This window comes from Escherichia sp. E2586 (assembly GCF_005781105.1).
Taxonomy (GTDB): Bacteria; Pseudomonadota; Gammaproteobacteria; order Enterobacterales; family Enterobacteriaceae; genus Escherichia.
Genome location: NZ_VATN01000002.1, coordinates 274,589 through 292,338 on the forward strand (window position 1 = coordinate 274,589; position 17,750 = coordinate 292,338).

Genomic DNA, 17,750 nt, shown 5'->3' on the forward strand with positions numbered 1-17,750 from the left:
GGTGCAAAACTATGACAGAAGACCCAACGGCCAGTGATGACCGATAAAGTACAGGATGCCTGCGGAAATCACCCCGGCGACAATATCGTCGATCATGATCCCCATGCCGCCATGTACATTGCGATCAAACCAGCGGATCGGCCACGGTTTCCACATATCCAGAATACGGAAAATCACAAACCCGGCGGCGACCCACTGCCAGTCATTGGTCGGCAGCGCCATGAGCGTGATCCACATGCCGATAAATTCGTCCCAGACAATGCTGCCATGATCGTGCACGCCCATATCTTTCGCGGTCTGATGACAAAGATAAACGCCAATACAGATCCCCAGCATGACTACCAGCGAATAAAGCTGCCAGGGTAAAAAGGTCATCAGATACCAGAACGGAATCGCCGCCAGCGATCCCATCGTGCCAGGAACAATCGGGCTTAATCCACTTCCGAATCCGACAGCAAGCAAATGCCACGGATTACTCATCTTCAGGCGACTTTTCGCGACATCTTTATGGCGTGGCAAAATGGTCATATCCTTTCCAGTCTAACGTGACAGGTTCGCCGTCACGAATAAAACAAAGCCCTTCTATATCGGCGGTCATTTGCCCGATACAGGTAAATGGTACGCCCAGATGTCCCAAAGCGACATCCAACGCACCACGGTTCAGTTCCGGCACAGTGAAACACAACTCGTAATCTTCGCCACCAGAGAGCGCCCAGCGCAGCGCCTGTTCCGGTTCAACATGACGTGAAAGTGCGTCAGAGAATGGTAACAACGCCAGGTCAATGCGTGCGCCGCAGTCGCTGGCTTTCACGATATGCCCGAGATCGGAAATCAGACCGTCAGAGAGATCGATGGCTGAATTTGCCAGATCGCGCAATGCCTGTCCCTGTAAAATACGCGGCGACGGACGGAGGTGACGTTTGACCAAGTAGTCAGCATCTTTGCCATCCGCCACGTGGAGACGATTTTGCAAAATCGCCAGCCCGGCGGCGCTATCGCCCGGTGTACCGGTCACATAAATCCAGTCACCCGGTTTCGCCCCAGAGCGCGTTAAGGCTCGTCCCATCGGAACAAAGCCGTGGATACCCAACGTCATTGATAATGGCCCACGCGTGGTGTCGCCGCCAATGAGTTGCATATCGTAATAATTGAGGAGCTCAAACAAACTGTCGCTGAAGGACTCAAGCCACGATTCGTCTACGTCCGGTAAGGTTAATGCCAGCGTCAGCCAGGCCGGATCGGCGCCCATCGCTGCCAGATCGCTTAGGTTTACCGCCAGTGCTTTATATGCCAGATCCGCAGGATCGATATCAGGGAGGAAATGGTTGCCCGCCACCAGCGTATCGGTGCTGATCGCCAGGGTCTGTTTCTCGGGGATATTGAGAAGTGCGCAATCGTCGCCAATGCCAAGTTCGACATCAAGACGAGAGCTTCTTACACGGTCAAAATAACGGGCAATCAGGGAGAACTCGCCACATGCCATACGTTATGCCTCAGCAGGTAAAAAAGAAAAGGCCGGCGAGTGCGGAACTGTTTTCCGTTACTCTGCCGGCCTGGATATCACTTTTTGTTAGGGCGAATCACAGGTGCTGCTTTATCCAGTACGCCATTGACGAACTTATGGCTGTCTTCTGCGCCGAACGATTTCGCCAGTTCGATCGCTTCGTTAATGGCCACTTTGTACGGCACATCGCTACGTTTAGACAGCTCGTACAGCGCAATGCGCAGTACCGCTTTTTCTACCTGGCCCAGCTCTTCCAGCAGGCGAGACAGATATGGCTTCATCAGTCCGTCGAGGTATGCGGTGTTAGTCGCCACCCCGGCCAGCAGCTCACGGAAGTACAGGATGTCAACGTCTTTTACATCCTGTTCAGCCAGGAACTGGTATTCAACATCAGCGATGTCGTTCTGGGACAACTGCCAGGAGTAGAGCGCCTGGACGGCACACTCACGAGCGCGGCGACGAGCAGCAGGTTTCACGGATTTCCCCTTACTAATTTCAGGCCTTGATGGCTTTCAATACATTAATCATTTCAAGCGCGGTCAGTGCAGCTTCTGCACCTTTGTTACCAGCTTTGGTGCCAGCACGTTCGATCGCTTGTTCAATGCTTTCAGTGGTCAAAACCCCAAAAGCAACCGGAATTTCGCTGTCCTGGGCAACATGCGCCAGGCCGTTGCTTGCACCACCAGCGACATATTCAAAGTGGGCAGTGCCACCACGAATAACCGTCCCCAGCGCAATCACCGCGTCGTATTTACCGGTTTTAGCCAGTGCACCCGCCGCCAGCGGCAGCTCATAGGCACCAGGCACCCAAACAACGGTAATATTTTCATCTTTTACCTGACCGATACGTTTCAGTGCGTCAATTGCACCTTCCAGCAGGCTGTCATTGATAAAGTTGTTGAAACGCGCAATGGTGATGGCGACGCGAGCGTCCGGGGTAGCAACGTTAGCTTCAATAATGTTCATTTTCTTCCTTCGGGTTCGAGTATGGCCCCGCAGGGGGGCGGATTTTAGCATAATATTTCGTGCGCTGCTTCCCTTTCGAGCCGGGAGATCATGCACCCACTAAATGCAGGCAAACATCCGGGCCTACATGACGTATCTCTTTGAATTTAAATTGGGGCGCGTCGGCTAATTTCTCAAGCCCCGGCAGCGTACATAATCCGCGGGCGTCGCTGCCTAATAGTTTAGGTGCGATATAGACAATCAGCTCATCGACTAAACCCGCCTGTAGCAATGCGCCAGCGAGCGTTGGCCCCGCTTCCACCCAGATACTGTTAATCTGTTGCTTGCCGAGTTGCATCATCAGCACAACCAGATCCAGATGACCTTTATGCTCTGGAATCAGCAAAGTACGCACCGTTTCCGGCCATTCACGAGAATCTTCCTGCGTACGCGCGAACCAGGTTTCGCCCGGCTGCTGCACGATGCGGTGTTCCGGCGTCACGCGATTTTGGCTATCAATCACAATACGTACCGGCTGACGGAGATTTTGTTGCGGATAGAGCGCCTGAGTGTGTTCATCCAGTTCAGACCAACGCACAGTTAAGGCTGGATCGTCCGCCAGCACCGTGGCGCTGCTGGTTAAAATGGCATGACTTTGCGCGCGCAGTCGTTGTACATCGCGTCGAGCCTGAGGTGAAGTGATCCACTGGCTTTCACCGCTGGCCATCGCAGTGCGGCCATCTAGCGACGCGCCGAGTTTCAACTGTATATAAGGAAAGCCGGTGCGCATGCGCTTGAGGAAGCCTTTATTCAATTGCTCGGCTTCGCTCATCATCAGGCCGTGGCTGACGTCAATGCCAGCTTGTTGCAAACGGTAAAGTCCACGCCCTGCGACCTGTGGATTGGGGTCCTGCATCGCAGCCACAACGCGCGCCACGCCAGCAGCAATTAATGCGTCACAACACGGTGGCGTACGACCATGATGACTACAAGGTTCGAGTGTCACATACGCCGTTGCGCCTTTGGCTTTTTCACCTGCCATGCGCAACGCGTGTACCTCGGCATGCGGTTCGCCCGCGCGGTGATGGTAACCTTCACCGACAATTTCGCCATCTTTCACAATGACGCAACCGACATTCGGGTTAGGGTGAGTGGTGAAGCGCCCTCGTTGCGCCAGCTTTAGCGCCCGCGCCATGTATAACTCGTCCTGCACGGTTTAATCCTCCAGGCGCGCAATCTCTTCGCCAAATTCTTTGATATCTTCGAAACTGCGATAGACAGAGGCAAAACGGATATAGGCGACTTTATCGAGCTTTTTCAATTGCTCCATCACCAGATTGCCAATCATTTTGCTCGGCACTTCGCGCTCACCGGTGGCGCGGAGTTGCGATTTAATATGGTTGATCGCCATTTCGACGTCATCGGAACTCACCGGACGTTTTTCCAGCGCCCGCAGCATTCCGCTACGCAATTTTTCTTCATTAAACGGTTCGCGCACGTCGTTGCTTTTCACGACACGCGGCATAACCAGTTCCGCAACTTCAAAAGTAGTGAAACGTTCATTACACACCAGACACTGCCGACGGCGGCGTACGGAAGAGCCCTCGCTAACGAGACGAGAGTCAATTACCTTAGTGTCCACGGCGAAACAGAATGGGCAATGCATACGGCGTCCTGACCAGGTGGTTAATAGAAATCTATTTTACCCTGAACTGACGATACAACAAAGGCGCAACGCTTTTGAGATAAAGGATCGATGCTTTCACGGCTTTAAGCCTCTACCATTAGGCTAATTGTGACGAGAAAGGGACGACCTATGAACATTAAAGTATGTTTTCGACTATTCCTGCTGGGAAGCCTGTTCAGCCTGAGCGCCTGCGTACAGCAAAGCGAAGTACGCCAGATGAAACACAGCGTCAACACGTTGAATAAAGAGATGACTCAGCTCAACAAAGAAACTATCAAAATCACCCAGCAAAATACGCTGAACGCAAAATCCAGCAGTGGGGTTTACCTGTTGCCTGGTGCAAACACACCGGCACGGCTGGAAAGCCAAATTGGCACTTTACGTATGTCGCTGGTGAATATTACGCCAATTGCAGATGGCACCACTCTGACGCTGCGTATTCAGGGTGAGTCCAATGATCCCTTACCCGCTTTCAGCGGAACCGTTGAATATGGGCAAATTCAGGGAACAATCGACAACTTTCAGGAAATCAATGTGCAGAATCAATTGATTAACGCGCCGGCCAGCCTCCTCGCGCCCAGTGATGTTGACATTCCGTTACAGTTAAAGGGCATTTCTGTGGATCAGTTAGGCTTTGTACGCATCCACGACATTCAACCTGTTATGCAGTAAACGTTTTTCGGGGCGTTTTGTGCGTCCCGCAACATCCTCCCCCTTCATTTTGTTACTCTGCTTACATCACCCAGATTGATAGTAAAAGTTTGCAACAAGGGTGAAAGTCAGTACAATTCCCGCCCGAATATGTGTATTCGTGAACGCAATCGATTACGTAAATGATAGAACTGTGAAATACAACATATTTTTGTGAGCAATGATTTTTATAATAGGCTCCTCTGTATAGGAAATATTTAGAAACGCAATTTGCGCCTTTTTCACTCCCGTAAGGGATTTTCAAACAGTGGCATACATATGAAAAAAACATTACTGGCAGCCGGTGCGGTACTGGCGCTCTCTTCGTCTTTTACTGTCAACGCAGCTGAAAACGATAAACCGCAGTACCTTTCCGACTGGTGGCACCAGAGCGTTAACGTAGTTGGTAGCTATCACACTCGTTTCGGACCGCAGATCCGTAACGATACTTACCTGGAGTATGAAGCATTCGCTAAAAAAGACTGGTTCGATTTCTATGGTTACGCGGATGCGCCGGTATTCTTCGGCGGTAACTCCGATGCCAAAGGTATCTGGAACCACGGTTCTCCGCTGTTTATGGAAATCGAACCGCGTTTCTCCATCGATAAGCTGACCAATACTGACCTTAGCTTCGGTCCGTTCAAAGAGTGGTACTTCGCGAACAACTACATTTACGACATGGGCCGTAACAAAGATGGTCGCCAGAGCACCTGGTATATGGGTCTGGGTACTGACATCGACACTGGCCTGCCGATGAGCCTGTCCATGAACGTGTATGCGAAATACCAGTGGCAGAACTACGGCGCAGCGAACGAAAACGAGTGGGACGGTTACCGTTTCAAAATTAAATACTTTGTGCCGATTACCGATCTGTGGGGCGGTCAGCTGAGCTACATCGGCTTCACCAACTTCGACTGGGGTTCCGATCTGGGTGATGACAGCGGTAACGCAATCAACGGTATTAAGACGCGCAGCAATAACTCCATCGCTTCCAGCCATATTCTGGCGCTGAACTACGATCACTGGCACTACTCTGTCGTTGCACGTTACTGGCATGACGGTGGTCAGTGGAACGATGATGCAGAGCTGAACTTCGGTAACGGCAACTTCAACGTTCGCTCTACCGGCTGGGGTGGTTACCTGGTGGTAGGTTACAACTTCTGATTATGAAAATGCCGGGATTTATTCCCGGCATTTCAGATTGTCGACAACGTGCGCTTTGTTCATGCCGGATGCGGAGTAAACGCCTTATCTGGTCTACAAAAGCACGAAAATTCAATACATTGCTGAGATTACGTAGGCCTGACAAGCGTAGCGTATCAGGCAATTTTTCGTTTGTCACAAAGCTCAAATAGCGGATTTTATATCCGGCATTTTTTATTACTTCTTCTTATTCATCATCGCTTTTAAATCAGCAAACGGGTTGTATTTCGCTTCACCGACATCTTTCTGCGCATCTTCCCCTGCGATAACCGTCGTACCATACTGATCCGCTTCGGTATATTTCGAATGCTCATGATCATGGCAATAGAGACAAAGCAATTCCCAGTTACTACCATCTTCCGGATTATTGGTATGGTCGTGATCGATATGGTGCACAGTTAGCTCACGCAGGTTGGAATAGACAAACTCGCGGGAACAGCGACCGCAGACCCACGGATAGAGTTTTAATGCTTTTTCGCGATAGCCGCTTTCTAACCGCGCATAGTTTTTTGGGATGATAGCCATGAAAAGTTACCTGGATGAAATGTAGGGTTACGCGCAGTTTCCCAAGATGCGGGGATTTTCGCAATCTCCATACATCAAAAAAATCCCGATCTTCTGACCGGGATTTTCAACATCAACGGGAACTTGATTAAGGCAGAATTGACGGCTGGTCCGCCCCTTCTTTTTCCACTTTCTGTTGCAGCATATGCTCACGCTTCATACCCAGTTTCAGGGCCAGCGCAGATGCTACATAGATGGAAGACGCCGTACCGATGGTTACACCGATCAGCATGGTCAGCGAGAAGCCTTCCAGTACCGGACCACCAAAGAGATACAGCATCAGGATCACCATCAAGGTGGTACCGGATGTGATCAAAGTACGGTGCAGCGTCTGGGTCAAGGACACGTTAAAGATTTCGTAAGGCGTACCGCGACGGATTTTGCGGAAGTTTTCACGAATACGGTCCGATACCACAATACTGTCGTTAAGCGAGTAACCGATAACCGACATCAACGATGCCACAATGGTCAGGTCAATCTCGATATGGAATAACGACAAAATACCCAGTGTAATGATAACGTCGTGCGCCAGCGCGATTACTACCCCTGCCGCCAGTCGCCACTCAAAGCGGAAACCGACATATACAAGGATAGACAGCAGTGCCGCCATCAGCGCCATCGCACCGGTTTGCGCAAGGTCTGCCCCTACGCTCGGACCGACGAACTCAATACGCTTCACCGCCGCGTTCTGATTGGTAGCTTCGTTAATCACCTTCAGAACTTTGCTGCCCAGCACCTGACCACCGGTTTCGCCTTCAGCTGGCGGCATGCGGACCATGATGTCGTGGCTGCTACCGAAGTTTTGCAGCATCGGCTCTTCAAAGCCCGCTTTCTGCAATGCATCACGCATTACATCGATTTCAGCCGGTTTTTCAAGCGTAATTTCAATAACCGTACCACCGGTGAAATCCAGCCCCCAGTTAAAACCGCGCACGCCCATAATGACGATCGCGGCGATTAACAGCAGACCAGAGATGCCGAAAGCCCAGTAGTCCCAGCGCATAAAGTCATAGACTTTACGGCCGTGGTTTAGTTGTTCAACAGTATATTCCTGTGCCACATCGCACTCCTCAGATTGACAGCTTCTTGACGCGCTTGCCGCCATATAGCAGGTTTACGATGGCACGCGTACCGACAATCGCGGTAAACATCGACGTCGCCACACCGATACCGGTAGTAATCGCGAACCCTTTAATTGCCCCGGTACCCACTGCGTACAGGATGATGACTTTAATCAGCGTGGTGATGTTCGCATCGAAGATGGAACTGAACGCGCCACGATAACCTTCATCAATTGCCTGCTGAACAGTACGCCCGTTGCTTAACTCTTCTTTAATACGTTCGTTGATCAGTACGTTCGCATCGACCGCTACCGCAAGGGTTAAGACGATACCCGCGATCCCCGGCATACTCAGCGTCGCGCCAGGCAGCAGCGACATAATGCCGACAATCAAGATCAAGTTCGCAATCAGAGCACTGGTCGCAATCAGACCAAACTTCTTATAGAAGATGATCATGAACAGAATAGAAACCAGCAGACCGGCGAGACATGCCTCCAGCCCCTGTTCAATGTTCTGCATACCCAGGGTCGGACCAATGGTACGTTCTTCAACAATCTGAATCGGTGCAATCAACGCACCGGCACGCAGCAGCAGCGACAGCTGACGCGCTTCGTTCGGGTTGTTGATACCAGTGATACGGAAGCTGTTACCCAGACGAGACTGGATATTCGCGATGTTAATCACCTCTTCCTGTTTCACCAGAACCGCACGACCATTAGCATCTTTCTTACCGCTGTCTTTATACTCCACAAACAGGGTCGCCATCGGTTTGCCGATGTTGTCCTTAGTGAAGTTAGACATGATGTTACCACCTGCGCTGTCGAGCGAGATGTTAACCTGCGGCTGGTTGTATTCGTCCTGGCTGGAAGTGGAATCGGTGATATGGTCACCGGTCAGAATCACGCGTTTGTACAGCACAACCGGCTGACCTTCGCGGGTCTGTTTCACTTCAGAGTCGCCCGGTACGCGTCCAGATGCAGCAGCAGCCTGGTCAACGTTGGTATTCACCAGACGGAATTCCAGCGTCGCGGTAGCGCCAAGAATCTCTTTCGCGCGAGCGGTATCCTGAATACCAGGCAGCTCAACGACAATGCGGTCTGCCCCCTGACGTTGTACTACAGGCTCCGCCACACCAAGCTGGTTTACACGGTTACGCAGGATGTTAATGTTCTGCTGCACCGCATATTCACGCGCTTCACTGAGACGCGCATCGCTCATGACCGCACGCAGCTGGTTGCTACCCTGGCTGCTAATGACCAGATCGGGATGACGCTTGCTCAGATATGCAATGGCTTCATCACGGGCGTTGCCATCGCGGAAAGTGATGCTCAGACCGTAATTATTTTCTTTACGAACAGTGGTATACGGGATGCCTTTTTCACGCAGATCGCTGCGCAGGCTATCGATATTTTGTTCCTGGAGTTTGCCAAGCGCAGTGTCCATATCCACTTCCATCAGGAAGTGAACGCCGCCACGCAAGTCAAGACCGAGCTTCATCGGCTCAGCGTGAATAGCTGCCAGCCAGCGCGGCGTGGCCGGGGCAAGGTTAAGCGCCACGACATATTTGTCACCCAGAATGCCCATTAATGCTTCACGGGCGCGTAGCTGGGTGTCAGTGGAGTCGAAGCGCGCAAGAATAGCGCCCTCTTCCAGTGCCACAGACTTAGCAGTTATTTTTTCTTCTTGTAACGTTTTCTGGACCTGGATCAGCGTTTGCTCACTGGCGGCGACTCCGCGCGCGCCAGTGATCTGAACAGCCGGATCCTCACCAAACAGGTTGGGAAGCGCATACAGCAGACCGATGACAATCACCACGATCAGCATGACGTACTTCCACAAAGGATAACGGTTTAACACGGCAATTCCCTTAGGGAAAAATTTTAATTACAGCGCCTTCATGGTGCCTTTCGGCAGAACGGCGGCTACGAAGTCACGTTTAATAACTACTTCAGTGGTGTCATTCAGCGCGATAGCAATGTAGCCGTTTTCTGCTACTTTGGTTACGCGACCGACCAGGCCACCGTTCGTCAGCACTTCATCACCTTTCGCGATGGAGTCCATCAGCTTTTTGTGTTCTTTGGTGCGCTTCTGCTGTGGGCGCAGGATCATGAAATAGAAAATCAGACCGAATACCACCAGCATCAAAATCAAAGACATCGGGCTACCTTGTGCCGGAGCACCCGTTGCCGCTACCGCATCAGAAATAAAAAAGCTCATTAAATTTCCCTCATTATTAATATTAATCAACGTTCAAAGGTGGTACTTCTCGCCCCTGACGCTGGTAAAAATCAGCTACGAAGCTCTCTAATTTACCCTCTTCAATAGCCTTGCGTAAACCCGCCATCAAACGCTGGTAGTAACGAAGGTTATGAATGGTGTTGAGTCGCGCGCCTAATATTTCGTTGCAACGGTCGAGATGATGCAAGTAGGCACGTGAATAATTGCGACAGGTGTAGCAATCACACTCAGGATCGAGCGGGCCAGTGTCGCTCTTATACTTCGCATTGCGGATTTTCACCACGCCATCGGTCACGAACAGATGACCGTTACGCGCATTACGTGTTGGCATTACGCAGTCAAACATATCTATACCGCGGCGCACGCCTTCAACCAGGTCTTCCGGTTTACCAACGCCCATCAGGTAACGTGGTTTGTCTGCCGGAATTTGCGGGCACACATGCTCCAGGATACGGTGCATATCTGCTTTCGGCTCACCCACTGCCAGACCGCCGACAGCGTAGCCATCAAAACCGATATCTACCAGACCTTTAACAGAGATATCACGTAAATCTTCGTAAACGCTGCCCTGAATGATACCAAAGAGCGCATTTTTGTTGCCGAGGCTGTCAAAACGCTCGCGGCTACGCTTCGCCCAACGCAGCGACATCTCCATAGAGCGCTTCGCGTAATCCCAGTCAGCAGGATACGGCGTACACTCGTCAAAAATCATGACGATGTCTGAGCCAAGATCGTATTGAATCTCCATCGATTTTTCGGGATCGAGGAAAATCGGGTCGCCGTTGATGGGGTTACGGAAGTGCACGCCCTGTTCGGTGATTTTACGGATATCGCCAAGACTGAAGACCTGGAAGCCGCCGGAGTCGGTAAGGATCGGGCCTTTCCACTGCATGAAATCGTGCAGATCGCCATGCAGTTTCATGATTTCCTGACCCGGGCGCAGCCACAGGTGGAAGGTGTTACCCAGAATAATTTGCGCGCCAGTGGCTTCAACTTCTTCCGGCGTCATCCCTTTTACGGTGCCGTAGGTGCCAACAGGCATAAAACAAGGCGTTTCCACTACGCCACGATCGAAGACCAGGCGGCCACGGCGTGCGCGACCGTCGGTGGTGTCCAGTTCAAATTTCATTTTTTCTCCACTACGTCAGAAAAACAGTCCAACGTTTAAACCAGCGCCGCGGAATTACTCCCCGACGCGCTCATTAATTGCCTGCGGATTGTACGTGATAAACATCGCATCACCGTAACTAAAAAAGCGATATTTCTCTTCTACCGCCGCTTTATAGGCGTTCATGGTGTGTTGATAACCGGCAAATGCGGAAACCAGCATAATCAGCGTTGACTCTGGCAGATGGAAGTTAGTCACCAGCGCATCGACTACTTTGTACTGGAAGCCGGGATAGATAAAGATTTGTGTATCATCGAAAAACGGTTCAATCAGATCGTTTTTCGCCGCCTGGGCCGCGCTCTCAAGCGAGCGAACAGAGGTGGTGCCAACCGCAATCACCCGGTTACCACGCGCTTTCGCAGCCAGCACTGCGTCAACCACATCCTGCGGCACTTCTGCATATTCCGAGTGCATGATGTGGTCTTCAATGGTGTCGACGCGTACCGGCTGGAAGGTACCCGCCCCCACATGCAGGGTCACGAATGCCATCTCTACGCCTTTGGCGCGTAATTTTTCCAGCAGCGGTTCGTCAAAGTGCAGTCCGGCGGTCGGTGCTGCTACCGCGCCTGGTTTTTCGCTATAAACCGTTTGATAAAGTTCGCGGTCTGCATCTTCGTCCGGACGGTCGATGTACGGCGGCAGTGGCATATGGCCGATGCTGTTGAGAATATCCAGCACCGAGCGCTCATCGTTAAATTCGACTTCAAACAGCGCGCCGTGACGAGCGGTCATTGTTGCTTTGATGCTTTCATCATCGCCCAGCAGTAGCTCCGCGCCCGGTTTTGGCGCTTTCGAGGCGCGAATATGCGCGAGAATGCGTTTGTCGTCGAGCATCCGCTCAACCAGCACTTCAATTTTACCGCCGCTAGCTTTTCGCCCAAACAGACGCGCCGGGATCACGCGGGTATTGTTAAAAACCAGAAGATCGCCGGGGTTGAGCTTGTCGAGTAAATCGGTGAAAGTACCGTGCGTCAGCGCGCCCGTCGGCCCGTCCAGCGACAGTAAACGACAGCTACTGCGTTCAGGCATGGGATAGTGGGCAATCAGGGATTCGGGCAATTCAAAGGAGAAATCGGTAACGCGCATGACACTGACTCAGACTAAAATAAGAGGCGGGTAGTCTAGTGCCGGGGCGCTCTCCCTGCAACCTTTACCCCCCTTTGGATAGAATATAATCGATGAATTTTTTAGCTCACCTGCATTTAGCCCATCTCGCTGAAAGCTCGCTTTCCGGCAATTTACTGGCTGATTTTGTTCGCGGAAATCCTGACGAAAGTTTTCCGCCCGACGTGGTTGCAGGTATTCATATGCATCGGCGTATCGATGTGTTAACCGACAATCTGCCGGAAGTCCGCGAAGCGCGGGAGTGGTTTCGCAACGAAACTCGCCGCGTTGCGCCTATTACGCTGGATGTAATGTGGGATCACTTTCTTTCCCGCCACTGGTCGCAGCTGTCGCCGGACTTTCCGCTACAGGAATTTGTCTGTTATGCCCGCGAACAAGTGATGACGATTTTGCCGGACTCACCGCCGCGCTTTATCAATCTGAATAATTACTTATGGTCAGAGCAATGGCTGGTGCGCTATCGCGATATGGATTTCATCCAGAGCGTGTTAAACGGCATGGCAAGCCGTCGCCCACGTCTGGATGCTCTGCGTGACTCCTGGTACGATTTAGACACCCATTACGACGCCCTTGAAACCCGCTTCTGGCAATTTTATCCGCGGATGATGGAGCAGGCGTCACGCAAAGCGTTGTAGGGTATTAATTCATCCACACCGTGGCTGATATCGCGGGCAACGTCAGGATCTCATCGACCCGTTGTCCGTTCCCTTCTTTGCATTGCCATTGCGCGACATTAAGCAACGGCGATGCGGGTAGCACCACTTCACACGCTTCACCACGGTTGATTGCCACTAGCACACGCTGCTGATTGAGCACACGCACAAACACCACCACGTTATCTTCCGCATACAACACCTGACAGCCGCCACGACGCAATGCCAGGCTCTTCTTACGCAGCGCAATCATTCGCTGGTACAGCGCGAATAGCTCCGTATCTTGTTTTTCCGGGTCCCAGGGAAACGGTTTACGACAAAATGGATCGTTATTGCCGTCCAGCCCCACTTCATCGCCATAATAAATACACGGCACGCCAGGCCAGGTGAACAGCCAGACGACCGCCAGTGGCAGACGCGCAACATCCCGTCCGAGTAACGTTTTAAATCGCGCGGTATCGTGACTATCGAGCTGGTTAAACATACGCAGTTGCTGTTGATGAGAAAGCCCGGCACGGTAATTGTCCATCCAGGTTATACAGATTTGAGCGTCAATCTGCTGCGGATCGTAAGAGACATCGGTATTAGCGAGAAAGCCCCACAGCGGAAAAGTAAAGCCCCGATAGTTCATCGATGCATCTTCCACATCGGCCTGTAACCATTGCCGCGCATCGCCAAAATATTCACCGACAATGTACGCTTCTGGCTGGGTTTCTTTCGCCGCCTCAGTGATGCCAGCGACATGCTGCAAATTATTGCGCGCCCCGCCTGCTTCCCCCAGCATATGCACCACATCCAGCCGCCAGCCGTCCATATTCCACGGCGCTTTCAGCCAGTGACGGACAATGCTGTCTTCACCGCGATAAATTTCATTCACCAGACTTTCCGACTGATAATCCAGTTTTGGCAGGCTGGCATAGCCCAGCCAATCGAGCGCCGTGCCGTCATCGCGAAACGAGTACCAGTCGCGCCAGGGCGATTCGGGGTTATGGCAAGCGCCGCCCGTCCCGCGATTGTGCCTGTCAAACCAGGCATGAGAATCGCCACTGTGGTTAAACACGCCGTCCAGCATCAGGCGCATTCCTTGCTGCTGCGTGTTGTGTCTCAAACGCAGCAACGCCCCGTCGCCGCCAAACTGCGGATCGACGTGGCGATAATCTTCGGTATCGTATTTGTGCACGCTGGGTGCTCTAAACACCGGATTAAGATACAGCGCCGTCACGCCGAGTTTTTTCAGGTACGGCAGTTTTTCGCTTATCCCGTCCAGATCGCCGCCATAGAACGTTGATCCGCCCGCCTGTGCCGTGACCGGTTCATCCCAGTCACGTAATATGATTTTCCGCCCGGCGGCGTGATGATAATAGACATGATCCTGATCGGCATTACGAGGCAGACTCCGGGCAAAACGATCCGGGAAGATCTGATAAAAAATCTGATCCGCCGCCCATTGTGGCCCGATATCTGGCACATCGACGGCAAACTGTTCCAGCCGTGCTGGTGGTATTGGGCTGAAACCTTGCGGCGTAAACCAACGCTGGCGATCGTGCCACAGCAATTTGAAACTGTAGCGCCGCCGTGGTTGCCCGGTGGCGAGAGAGAGCGCTCCCCGCCACGCCGTCACGCCTGGCTGCGGCTGGCTGCGCTGTTTATGCATCGGTATTGATGTTTCTTCGTTATCGTTTTCCATGCGCAACATAATGCGCTGTGGCGGCTCTTCGCCCGTCAGCCACAGTGTAATGAGCAGTTGATCTTTGCTTTGTTTAACAAATGGGGGCACCGGCAGGTGCCATGCATTTAACATCATAATTCCCCTGTGATGAAAATGTGTTCACCTTGCCATAGCCTAATGCAGGATCACTCATCATCTGAAGGATATTTGGGGGAGGAGAACGGGGGCGGATAATTTTCGGAATAGCCGGATCAGGTTTTGCTCCTGATCCGGCGACAAAAGGCAGGAATTAGTGGTTTTCTGCCAACTGGCGATCGTGGCGGCGTTTAAACATCCAGCCAATCAACAGCACCACAATCCACGCAAAACCAACGTACAGAGAGATACGCGTTTCAGGGTGATAACCAATCAGTCCGATGATAAAGAGCAGGAAAACCAGCCCAGTGATGGTCGTTGCCACCCCGCCAGGAACTTTAAATTTCAGCGCTTTAACTTCTTCTGGCGGCAGGCGGCGACGGAAGGCAATCTGCGACAGCAGGATCATAATCCACACCCACACGGTAGCGAAGGTCGCCAGCGAGGCAATCACCAGGAAGACGTTTTCCGGCATGATGTAGTTCAGATACACCGCAAACAGCAGCGCGGTAGTCATGACCAGCACCGTGACCCACGGAATACCGCGACGCGACGTTTTGCTGAAAATTTTCGGCGCACTGCCCTGCTCTGCCATGCCGTGCAACATACGGCCTACGCCAAACACGTCGCTGTTAATTGCCGACAAAGAGGCTGTCAGCACAACGAAGTTAAGAATGCTGGCGGCAAAGGTAATCCCCAAATGCTGGAACGTCAGCACGAACGGGCTACCAGCAGTACCAACCTGATTCCACGGATAGATAGACATAATGACGAACAGCGTACCAACATAGAACACCAGAATACGCATCGGCACTGAGTTAATCGCGCGCGGAATAGACTTCTCCGGCTCTTTCGCTTCACCGGCGGTAATACCAATAATTTCAATACCACCGTAGGCAAACATCACCATTTGCAACGACATCACCATGCCAAGCCAGCCGTTACTGAAGAAGCCGCCGTTGCTCCACAGGTTATGGATACCGGTCGGTTGCCCGCCGTTGCCAATCCCCCAAATGATGATACCGAAACCAGCAACGATCATGATGATAATGGTGGCGACTTTAAAGAACGAGAACCAGAACTCCAGCTCACCAAAGACTTTCACGCTCATCAGGTTAATGGCGCAGATAATCAGCACCACGCTCAACACCCATATCCAGTGCGGCACCGTCGGGAACCAGACGCCCATATAGATACCGAAAGCGGTCACATCGGCGATGGCGACAATAAGGATTTCAAAGCAGTAGGTCCAGCCGGTGATATAACCTGCCAGCGGGCCAAGGTTTTCTTGCGCATAACGCGAGAAAGAGCTGGCGGCCGGGTTATGTACCGACATTTCTCCCAGCGCACGCATAATGATATATGCCGCGACACCACCGATAATATAGGCCAACAACACGCTCGGTCCGGCCATTTTGATGGCGTCCGCCGAACCGTAAAACAACCCGGTGCCAATTGCTGAACCCAGTGCCATAAAGCGTATGTGTCGGGTACTTAGCCCACGCTTTAGCTTGTTCTTACTTTCCATCAATTCCTAACCCATCAACACAATAAAAAAACCACGGGGCATCGCAGCCCCGTGGTTAAAACAAATTTACAGTGATTTAGTGGGCGCTGGAGGTCACCTGACGACCTGCTGCGCGATCCCAGATAATGGCCAGAACCACCATCACCACCGTTGGCATTAACCACGCCAGACCTTGTTCGGCCAGCGGTAAACGCTGCGCCCAGGACGGTAAAATATCGCTGAATGCAGATGCTTTGATCCCGTCGAGAATACCAAAAAGCAGGCTGATAAACATCGGCGGAGCAATCACGCGGGACGAATTATGCCACCATGAGCGTGTAAAACTTAATACAACCAGTGCGATACACGGCGGATAAATGGCAGTCAGCACCGGTACAGAGATCTGAATCAGCTGGCTTAAGCCCAGATTAGAGACCACCATCGAGAAGCCGCCGAGGATAAACACCAGCGTACGGTATGAGAGCGGGATGTATTGAGCGAAGAATTCCGCACAAGCGCAGGTCAGGCCAACCGCCGTTACCAGACAAGCGATGAAGATTAACGCCGCCAGCAGGAAGCTACCGCCGCCGCCAAAGGTGTGCTGAACGTAAGCATGCAGAATAGCGGCACCGTTCGCGGATTGATCAACCAGCGACGCGCTGTCTGAACCCAGACGGAACAGCGCCAGGTACAGCAGAGTCAGACCAACACCCGCCATCAGGCCAGCCCAGACGGTATAACGGGTCAGCAGACGCGCTTCAGTAACGCCGCGAGAACGCGCCGCGTTAACAATAACGATACCAAACACCATCGCGCCCAGCGTATCCATGGTCAGATAGCCGTTAACGAAGCCGTTAGAAAACGCAGCGTTTTGATAAGCCTCAGTTGCCGTGCTGATAGAACCCGCAGGCCAGACAATCGCAGCAACAGACAGGATGACCAGCGCGATAATTTTCAGCGGCGCAAGGAAGTTGCCCACGGTATCCAGCAGCTTGCCCGGATAGAGCGAAACCAGAATAACGATAGCGAAATAGACCAGGCTGTAGATAAACAGCGGCAGTGCGGAGTCACCCGTCAGCGGCGCAATGCCCACTTCAAAGGAGACTGTTGCCGTACGCGGTGTTGCAAACAGCGGCCCTACCGCCAGGTAGCAGACTGTTGCCAACAGCACGCCTGCGACTTTACCGATTGGTGTGCTCAGACTGTCAACGCCGCCGCCAACTTTCGCCAGCGCCACTACCGTTAATACCGGCAGACCAACGGCAGTAATGAGGAAGCCGAATGCCGCAGTCCAGACGTGTTCGCCTGCCTGCAAGCCGACCATAGGAGGGAAAATAATGTTACCTGCGCCAACGAACAACGCAAATGTCATAAAGCCCAGAGCGATGATATCGCGCGATCTTAACTGATGGGTCATAAATCATACTGCCTGTGGATGTGGTGTTGTAACGTTAAATTTTGTGCCAATCCCTGGGGATGATACAGCGGTATATTTAAACAATTTTAGCGGGAAATACTCCCAACCAGGCGCGGCGAAGAATAGTTTTTCGATTTACCGCGTGAATGCAGTCAGTATGACAGCACCTGAAGCGCAATTTAAA

General features: G+C 52.2%; 18 protein-coding genes. 3 read left to right on the forward strand and 15 right to left on the reverse strand.

The window, feature by feature from the left end; all coding sequences use genetic code 11:
* Positions 1–9: 9 nt before the first annotated feature.
* The 6 genes from pgpA to nrdR form a co-directional block, all read right to left on the reverse strand.
* Entirely contained in the window at positions 10–528 is a 519-nt protein-coding gene (gene pgpA, locus FEK50_RS02525) for a phosphatidylglycerophosphatase A (RefSeq protein ID WP_130223239.1), read from the reverse strand.
* Positions 506–1,483, reverse strand: coding sequence for a thiamine-phosphate kinase (gene thiL, locus FEK50_RS02530; protein WP_130260311.1), 978 nt, complete (start codon positions 1,481–1,483; stop codon positions 506–508). The genes pgpA and thiL overlap by 23 nt, the downstream gene beginning before the upstream one ends.
* Before the next feature lie 77 nt (positions 1,484–1,560).
* The gene (gene nusB, locus FEK50_RS02535) at positions 1,561–1,980 is read right to left on the reverse strand and encodes a transcription antitermination factor NusB (RefSeq protein WP_000801121.1); all 420 of its coding nucleotides are present in this window, start codon (positions 1,978–1,980) and stop codon (positions 1,561–1,563) included.
* Between the two features lie 19 nt (positions 1,981–1,999).
* On the reverse strand, positions 2,000–2,470 hold the full coding sequence (gene ribE / locus FEK50_RS02540) for a 6,7-dimethyl-8-ribityllumazine synthase (RefSeq protein ID WP_001021161.1): 471 nt from the start codon (positions 2,468–2,470) through the stop codon (positions 2,000–2,002).
* Between the two features lie 88 nt (positions 2,471–2,558).
* Complete coding sequence (gene ribD / locus FEK50_RS02545; RefSeq protein WP_131160973.1) at positions 2,559–3,662, reverse strand: bifunctional diaminohydroxyphosphoribosylaminopyrimidine deaminase/5-amino-6-(5-phosphoribosylamino)uracil reductase RibD; 1,104 nt, start codon at positions 3,660–3,662, stop codon at positions 2,559–2,561.
* Between the two features lie 3 nt (positions 3,663–3,665).
* Positions 3,666–4,115 carry a transcriptional regulator NrdR gene (nrdR, locus tag FEK50_RS02550; protein WP_064527125.1) on the reverse strand — a complete coding sequence of 150 codons (450 nt, stop codon included), beginning with the start codon at positions 4,113–4,115 and terminating at the stop codon, positions 3,666–3,668.
* Positions 4,116–4,265: 150 nt separating this feature from the next.
* On the opposite strand from nrdR, the gene FEK50_RS02555 reads away from it, so the two are divergent.
* Positions 4,266–4,808 (forward strand): DUF3251 domain-containing protein, encoded by a 543-nt coding sequence (locus tag FEK50_RS02555; RefSeq protein WP_131160972.1) that lies wholly within the window; start codon positions 4,266–4,268, stop codon positions 4,806–4,808.
* A gap of 297 nt (positions 4,809–5,105) precedes the next feature.
* The gene (tsx, locus tag FEK50_RS02560; RefSeq protein WP_116836751.1) at positions 5,106–5,990 is read left to right on the forward strand and encodes a nucleoside-specific channel-forming protein Tsx; all 885 of its coding nucleotides are present in this window, start codon (positions 5,106–5,108) and stop codon (positions 5,988–5,990) included.
* Between the two features lie 216 nt (positions 5,991–6,206).
* Here the strand turns inward: tsx and yajD are convergent, their stop codons facing one another.
* From yajD to queA, 6 genes are all read right to left on the reverse strand, one after another.
* Entirely contained in the window at positions 6,207–6,554 is a 348-nt protein-coding gene (gene yajD / locus FEK50_RS02565; RefSeq protein ID WP_000974823.1) for an HNH nuclease YajD, read from the reverse strand.
* A 127-nt stretch (positions 6,555–6,681) separates the two neighbouring features.
* The gene (secF, locus tag FEK50_RS02570) at positions 6,682–7,653 is read right to left on the reverse strand and encodes a protein translocase subunit SecF (protein ID WP_130206230.1); all 972 of its coding nucleotides are present in this window, start codon (positions 7,651–7,653) and stop codon (positions 6,682–6,684) included.
* Positions 7,654–7,663: 10 nt separating this feature from the next.
* Positions 7,664–9,511, reverse strand: coding sequence for a protein translocase subunit SecD (gene secD / locus FEK50_RS02575; protein ID WP_130206228.1), 1,848 nt, complete (start codon positions 9,509–9,511; stop codon positions 7,664–7,666).
* A 27-nt stretch (positions 9,512–9,538) separates the two neighbouring features.
* Positions 9,539–9,871, reverse strand: coding sequence for a preprotein translocase subunit YajC (gene yajC / locus FEK50_RS02580; protein WP_000007629.1), 333 nt, complete (start codon positions 9,869–9,871; stop codon positions 9,539–9,541).
* Between the two features lie 22 nt (positions 9,872–9,893).
* Positions 9,894–11,021, reverse strand: coding sequence for a tRNA guanosine(34) transglycosylase Tgt (tgt, locus tag FEK50_RS02585; protein ID WP_000667317.1), 1,128 nt, complete (start codon positions 11,019–11,021; stop codon positions 9,894–9,896).
* A gap of 54 nt (positions 11,022–11,075) precedes the next feature.
* The gene (queA, locus tag FEK50_RS02590; RefSeq protein ID WP_130206226.1) at positions 11,076–12,146 is read right to left on the reverse strand and encodes a tRNA preQ1(34) S-adenosylmethionine ribosyltransferase-isomerase QueA; all 1,071 of its coding nucleotides are present in this window, start codon (positions 12,144–12,146) and stop codon (positions 11,076–11,078) included.
* 92 nt (positions 12,147–12,238) lie between these two features.
* On the opposite strand from queA, the gene acpH reads away from it, so the two are divergent.
* Positions 12,239–12,820 (forward strand): ACP phosphodiesterase, encoded by a 582-nt coding sequence (acpH, locus tag FEK50_RS02595; RefSeq protein WP_130223247.1) that lies wholly within the window; start codon positions 12,239–12,241, stop codon positions 12,818–12,820.
* A gap of 4 nt (positions 12,821–12,824) precedes the next feature.
* Here the strand turns inward: acpH and malZ are convergent, their stop codons facing one another.
* The 3 genes from malZ to brnQ all read right to left on the reverse strand — a co-directional run bounded on the left by malZ (position 12,825) and on the right by brnQ (position 17,566).
* A complete protein-coding gene (malZ, locus tag FEK50_RS02600; protein ID WP_131160971.1) occupies positions 12,825–14,642 on the reverse strand; it encodes a maltodextrin glucosidase in 1,818 nt (605 codons plus the stop codon).
* Between the two features lie 154 nt (positions 14,643–14,796).
* Positions 14,797–16,170, reverse strand: coding sequence for a proline-specific permease ProY (gene proY, locus FEK50_RS02605; RefSeq protein ID WP_130206219.1), 1,374 nt, complete (start codon positions 16,168–16,170; stop codon positions 14,797–14,799).
* Between the two features lie 76 nt (positions 16,171–16,246).
* The gene (gene brnQ / locus FEK50_RS02610; RefSeq protein WP_130206217.1) at positions 16,247–17,566 is read right to left on the reverse strand and encodes a branched-chain amino acid transporter carrier protein BrnQ; all 1,320 of its coding nucleotides are present in this window, start codon (positions 17,564–17,566) and stop codon (positions 16,247–16,249) included.
* Between the last annotated feature and the right edge of the window lie 184 nt (positions 17,567–17,750).

What these genes read in the sequence shown, in the direction of transcription:
- pgpA (WP_130223239.1), bottom strand. Translation starts at nt 528, where the DNA reads ATGACCATTTTGCCACGCCATAAAGATGTCGCGAAAAGTCGCCTGAAG.
- thiL (WP_130260311.1), bottom strand. Translation starts at nt 1,483, where the DNA reads ATGGCATGTGGCGAGTTCTCCCTGATTGCCCGTTATTTTGACCGTGTA.
- ribE (WP_001021161.1), bottom strand. Translation starts at nt 2,470, where the DNA reads ATGAACATTATTGAAGCTAACGTTGCTACCCCGGACGCTCGCGTCGCC.
- nrdR (WP_064527125.1), bottom strand. Translation starts at nt 4,115, where the DNA reads ATGCATTGCCCATTCTGTTTCGCCGTGGACACTAAGGTAATTGACTCT.
- FEK50_RS02555 (WP_131160972.1), top strand. Translation starts at nt 4,266, where the DNA reads ATGAACATTAAAGTATGTTTTCGACTATTCCTGCTGGGAAGCCTGTTC.
- tsx (WP_116836751.1), top strand. Translation starts at nt 5,106, where the DNA reads ATGAAAAAAACATTACTGGCAGCCGGTGCGGTACTGGCGCTCTCTTCG.
- yajD (WP_000974823.1), bottom strand. Translation starts at nt 6,554, where the DNA reads ATGGCTATCATCCCAAAAAACTATGCGCGGTTAGAAAGCGGCTATCGC.
- yajC (WP_000007629.1), bottom strand. Translation starts at nt 9,871, where the DNA reads ATGAGCTTTTTTATTTCTGATGCGGTAGCGGCAACGGGTGCTCCGGCA.
- tgt (WP_000667317.1), bottom strand. Translation starts at nt 11,021, where the DNA reads ATGAAATTTGAACTGGACACCACCGACGGTCGCGCACGCCGTGGCCGC.
- queA (WP_130206226.1), bottom strand. Translation starts at nt 12,146, where the DNA reads ATGCGCGTTACCGATTTCTCCTTTGAATTGCCCGAATCCCTGATTGCC.
- acpH (WP_130223247.1), top strand. Translation starts at nt 12,239, where the DNA reads ATGAATTTTTTAGCTCACCTGCATTTAGCCCATCTCGCTGAAAGCTCG.
- malZ (WP_131160971.1), bottom strand. Translation starts at nt 14,642, where the DNA reads ATGATGTTAAATGCATGGCACCTGCCGGTGCCCCCATTTGTTAAACAA.
- proY (WP_130206219.1), bottom strand. Translation starts at nt 16,170, where the DNA reads ATGGAAAGTAAGAACAAGCTAAAGCGTGGGCTAAGTACCCGACACATA.
- brnQ (WP_130206217.1), bottom strand. Translation starts at nt 17,566, where the DNA reads ATGACCCATCAGTTAAGATCGCGCGATATCATCGCTCTGGGCTTTATG.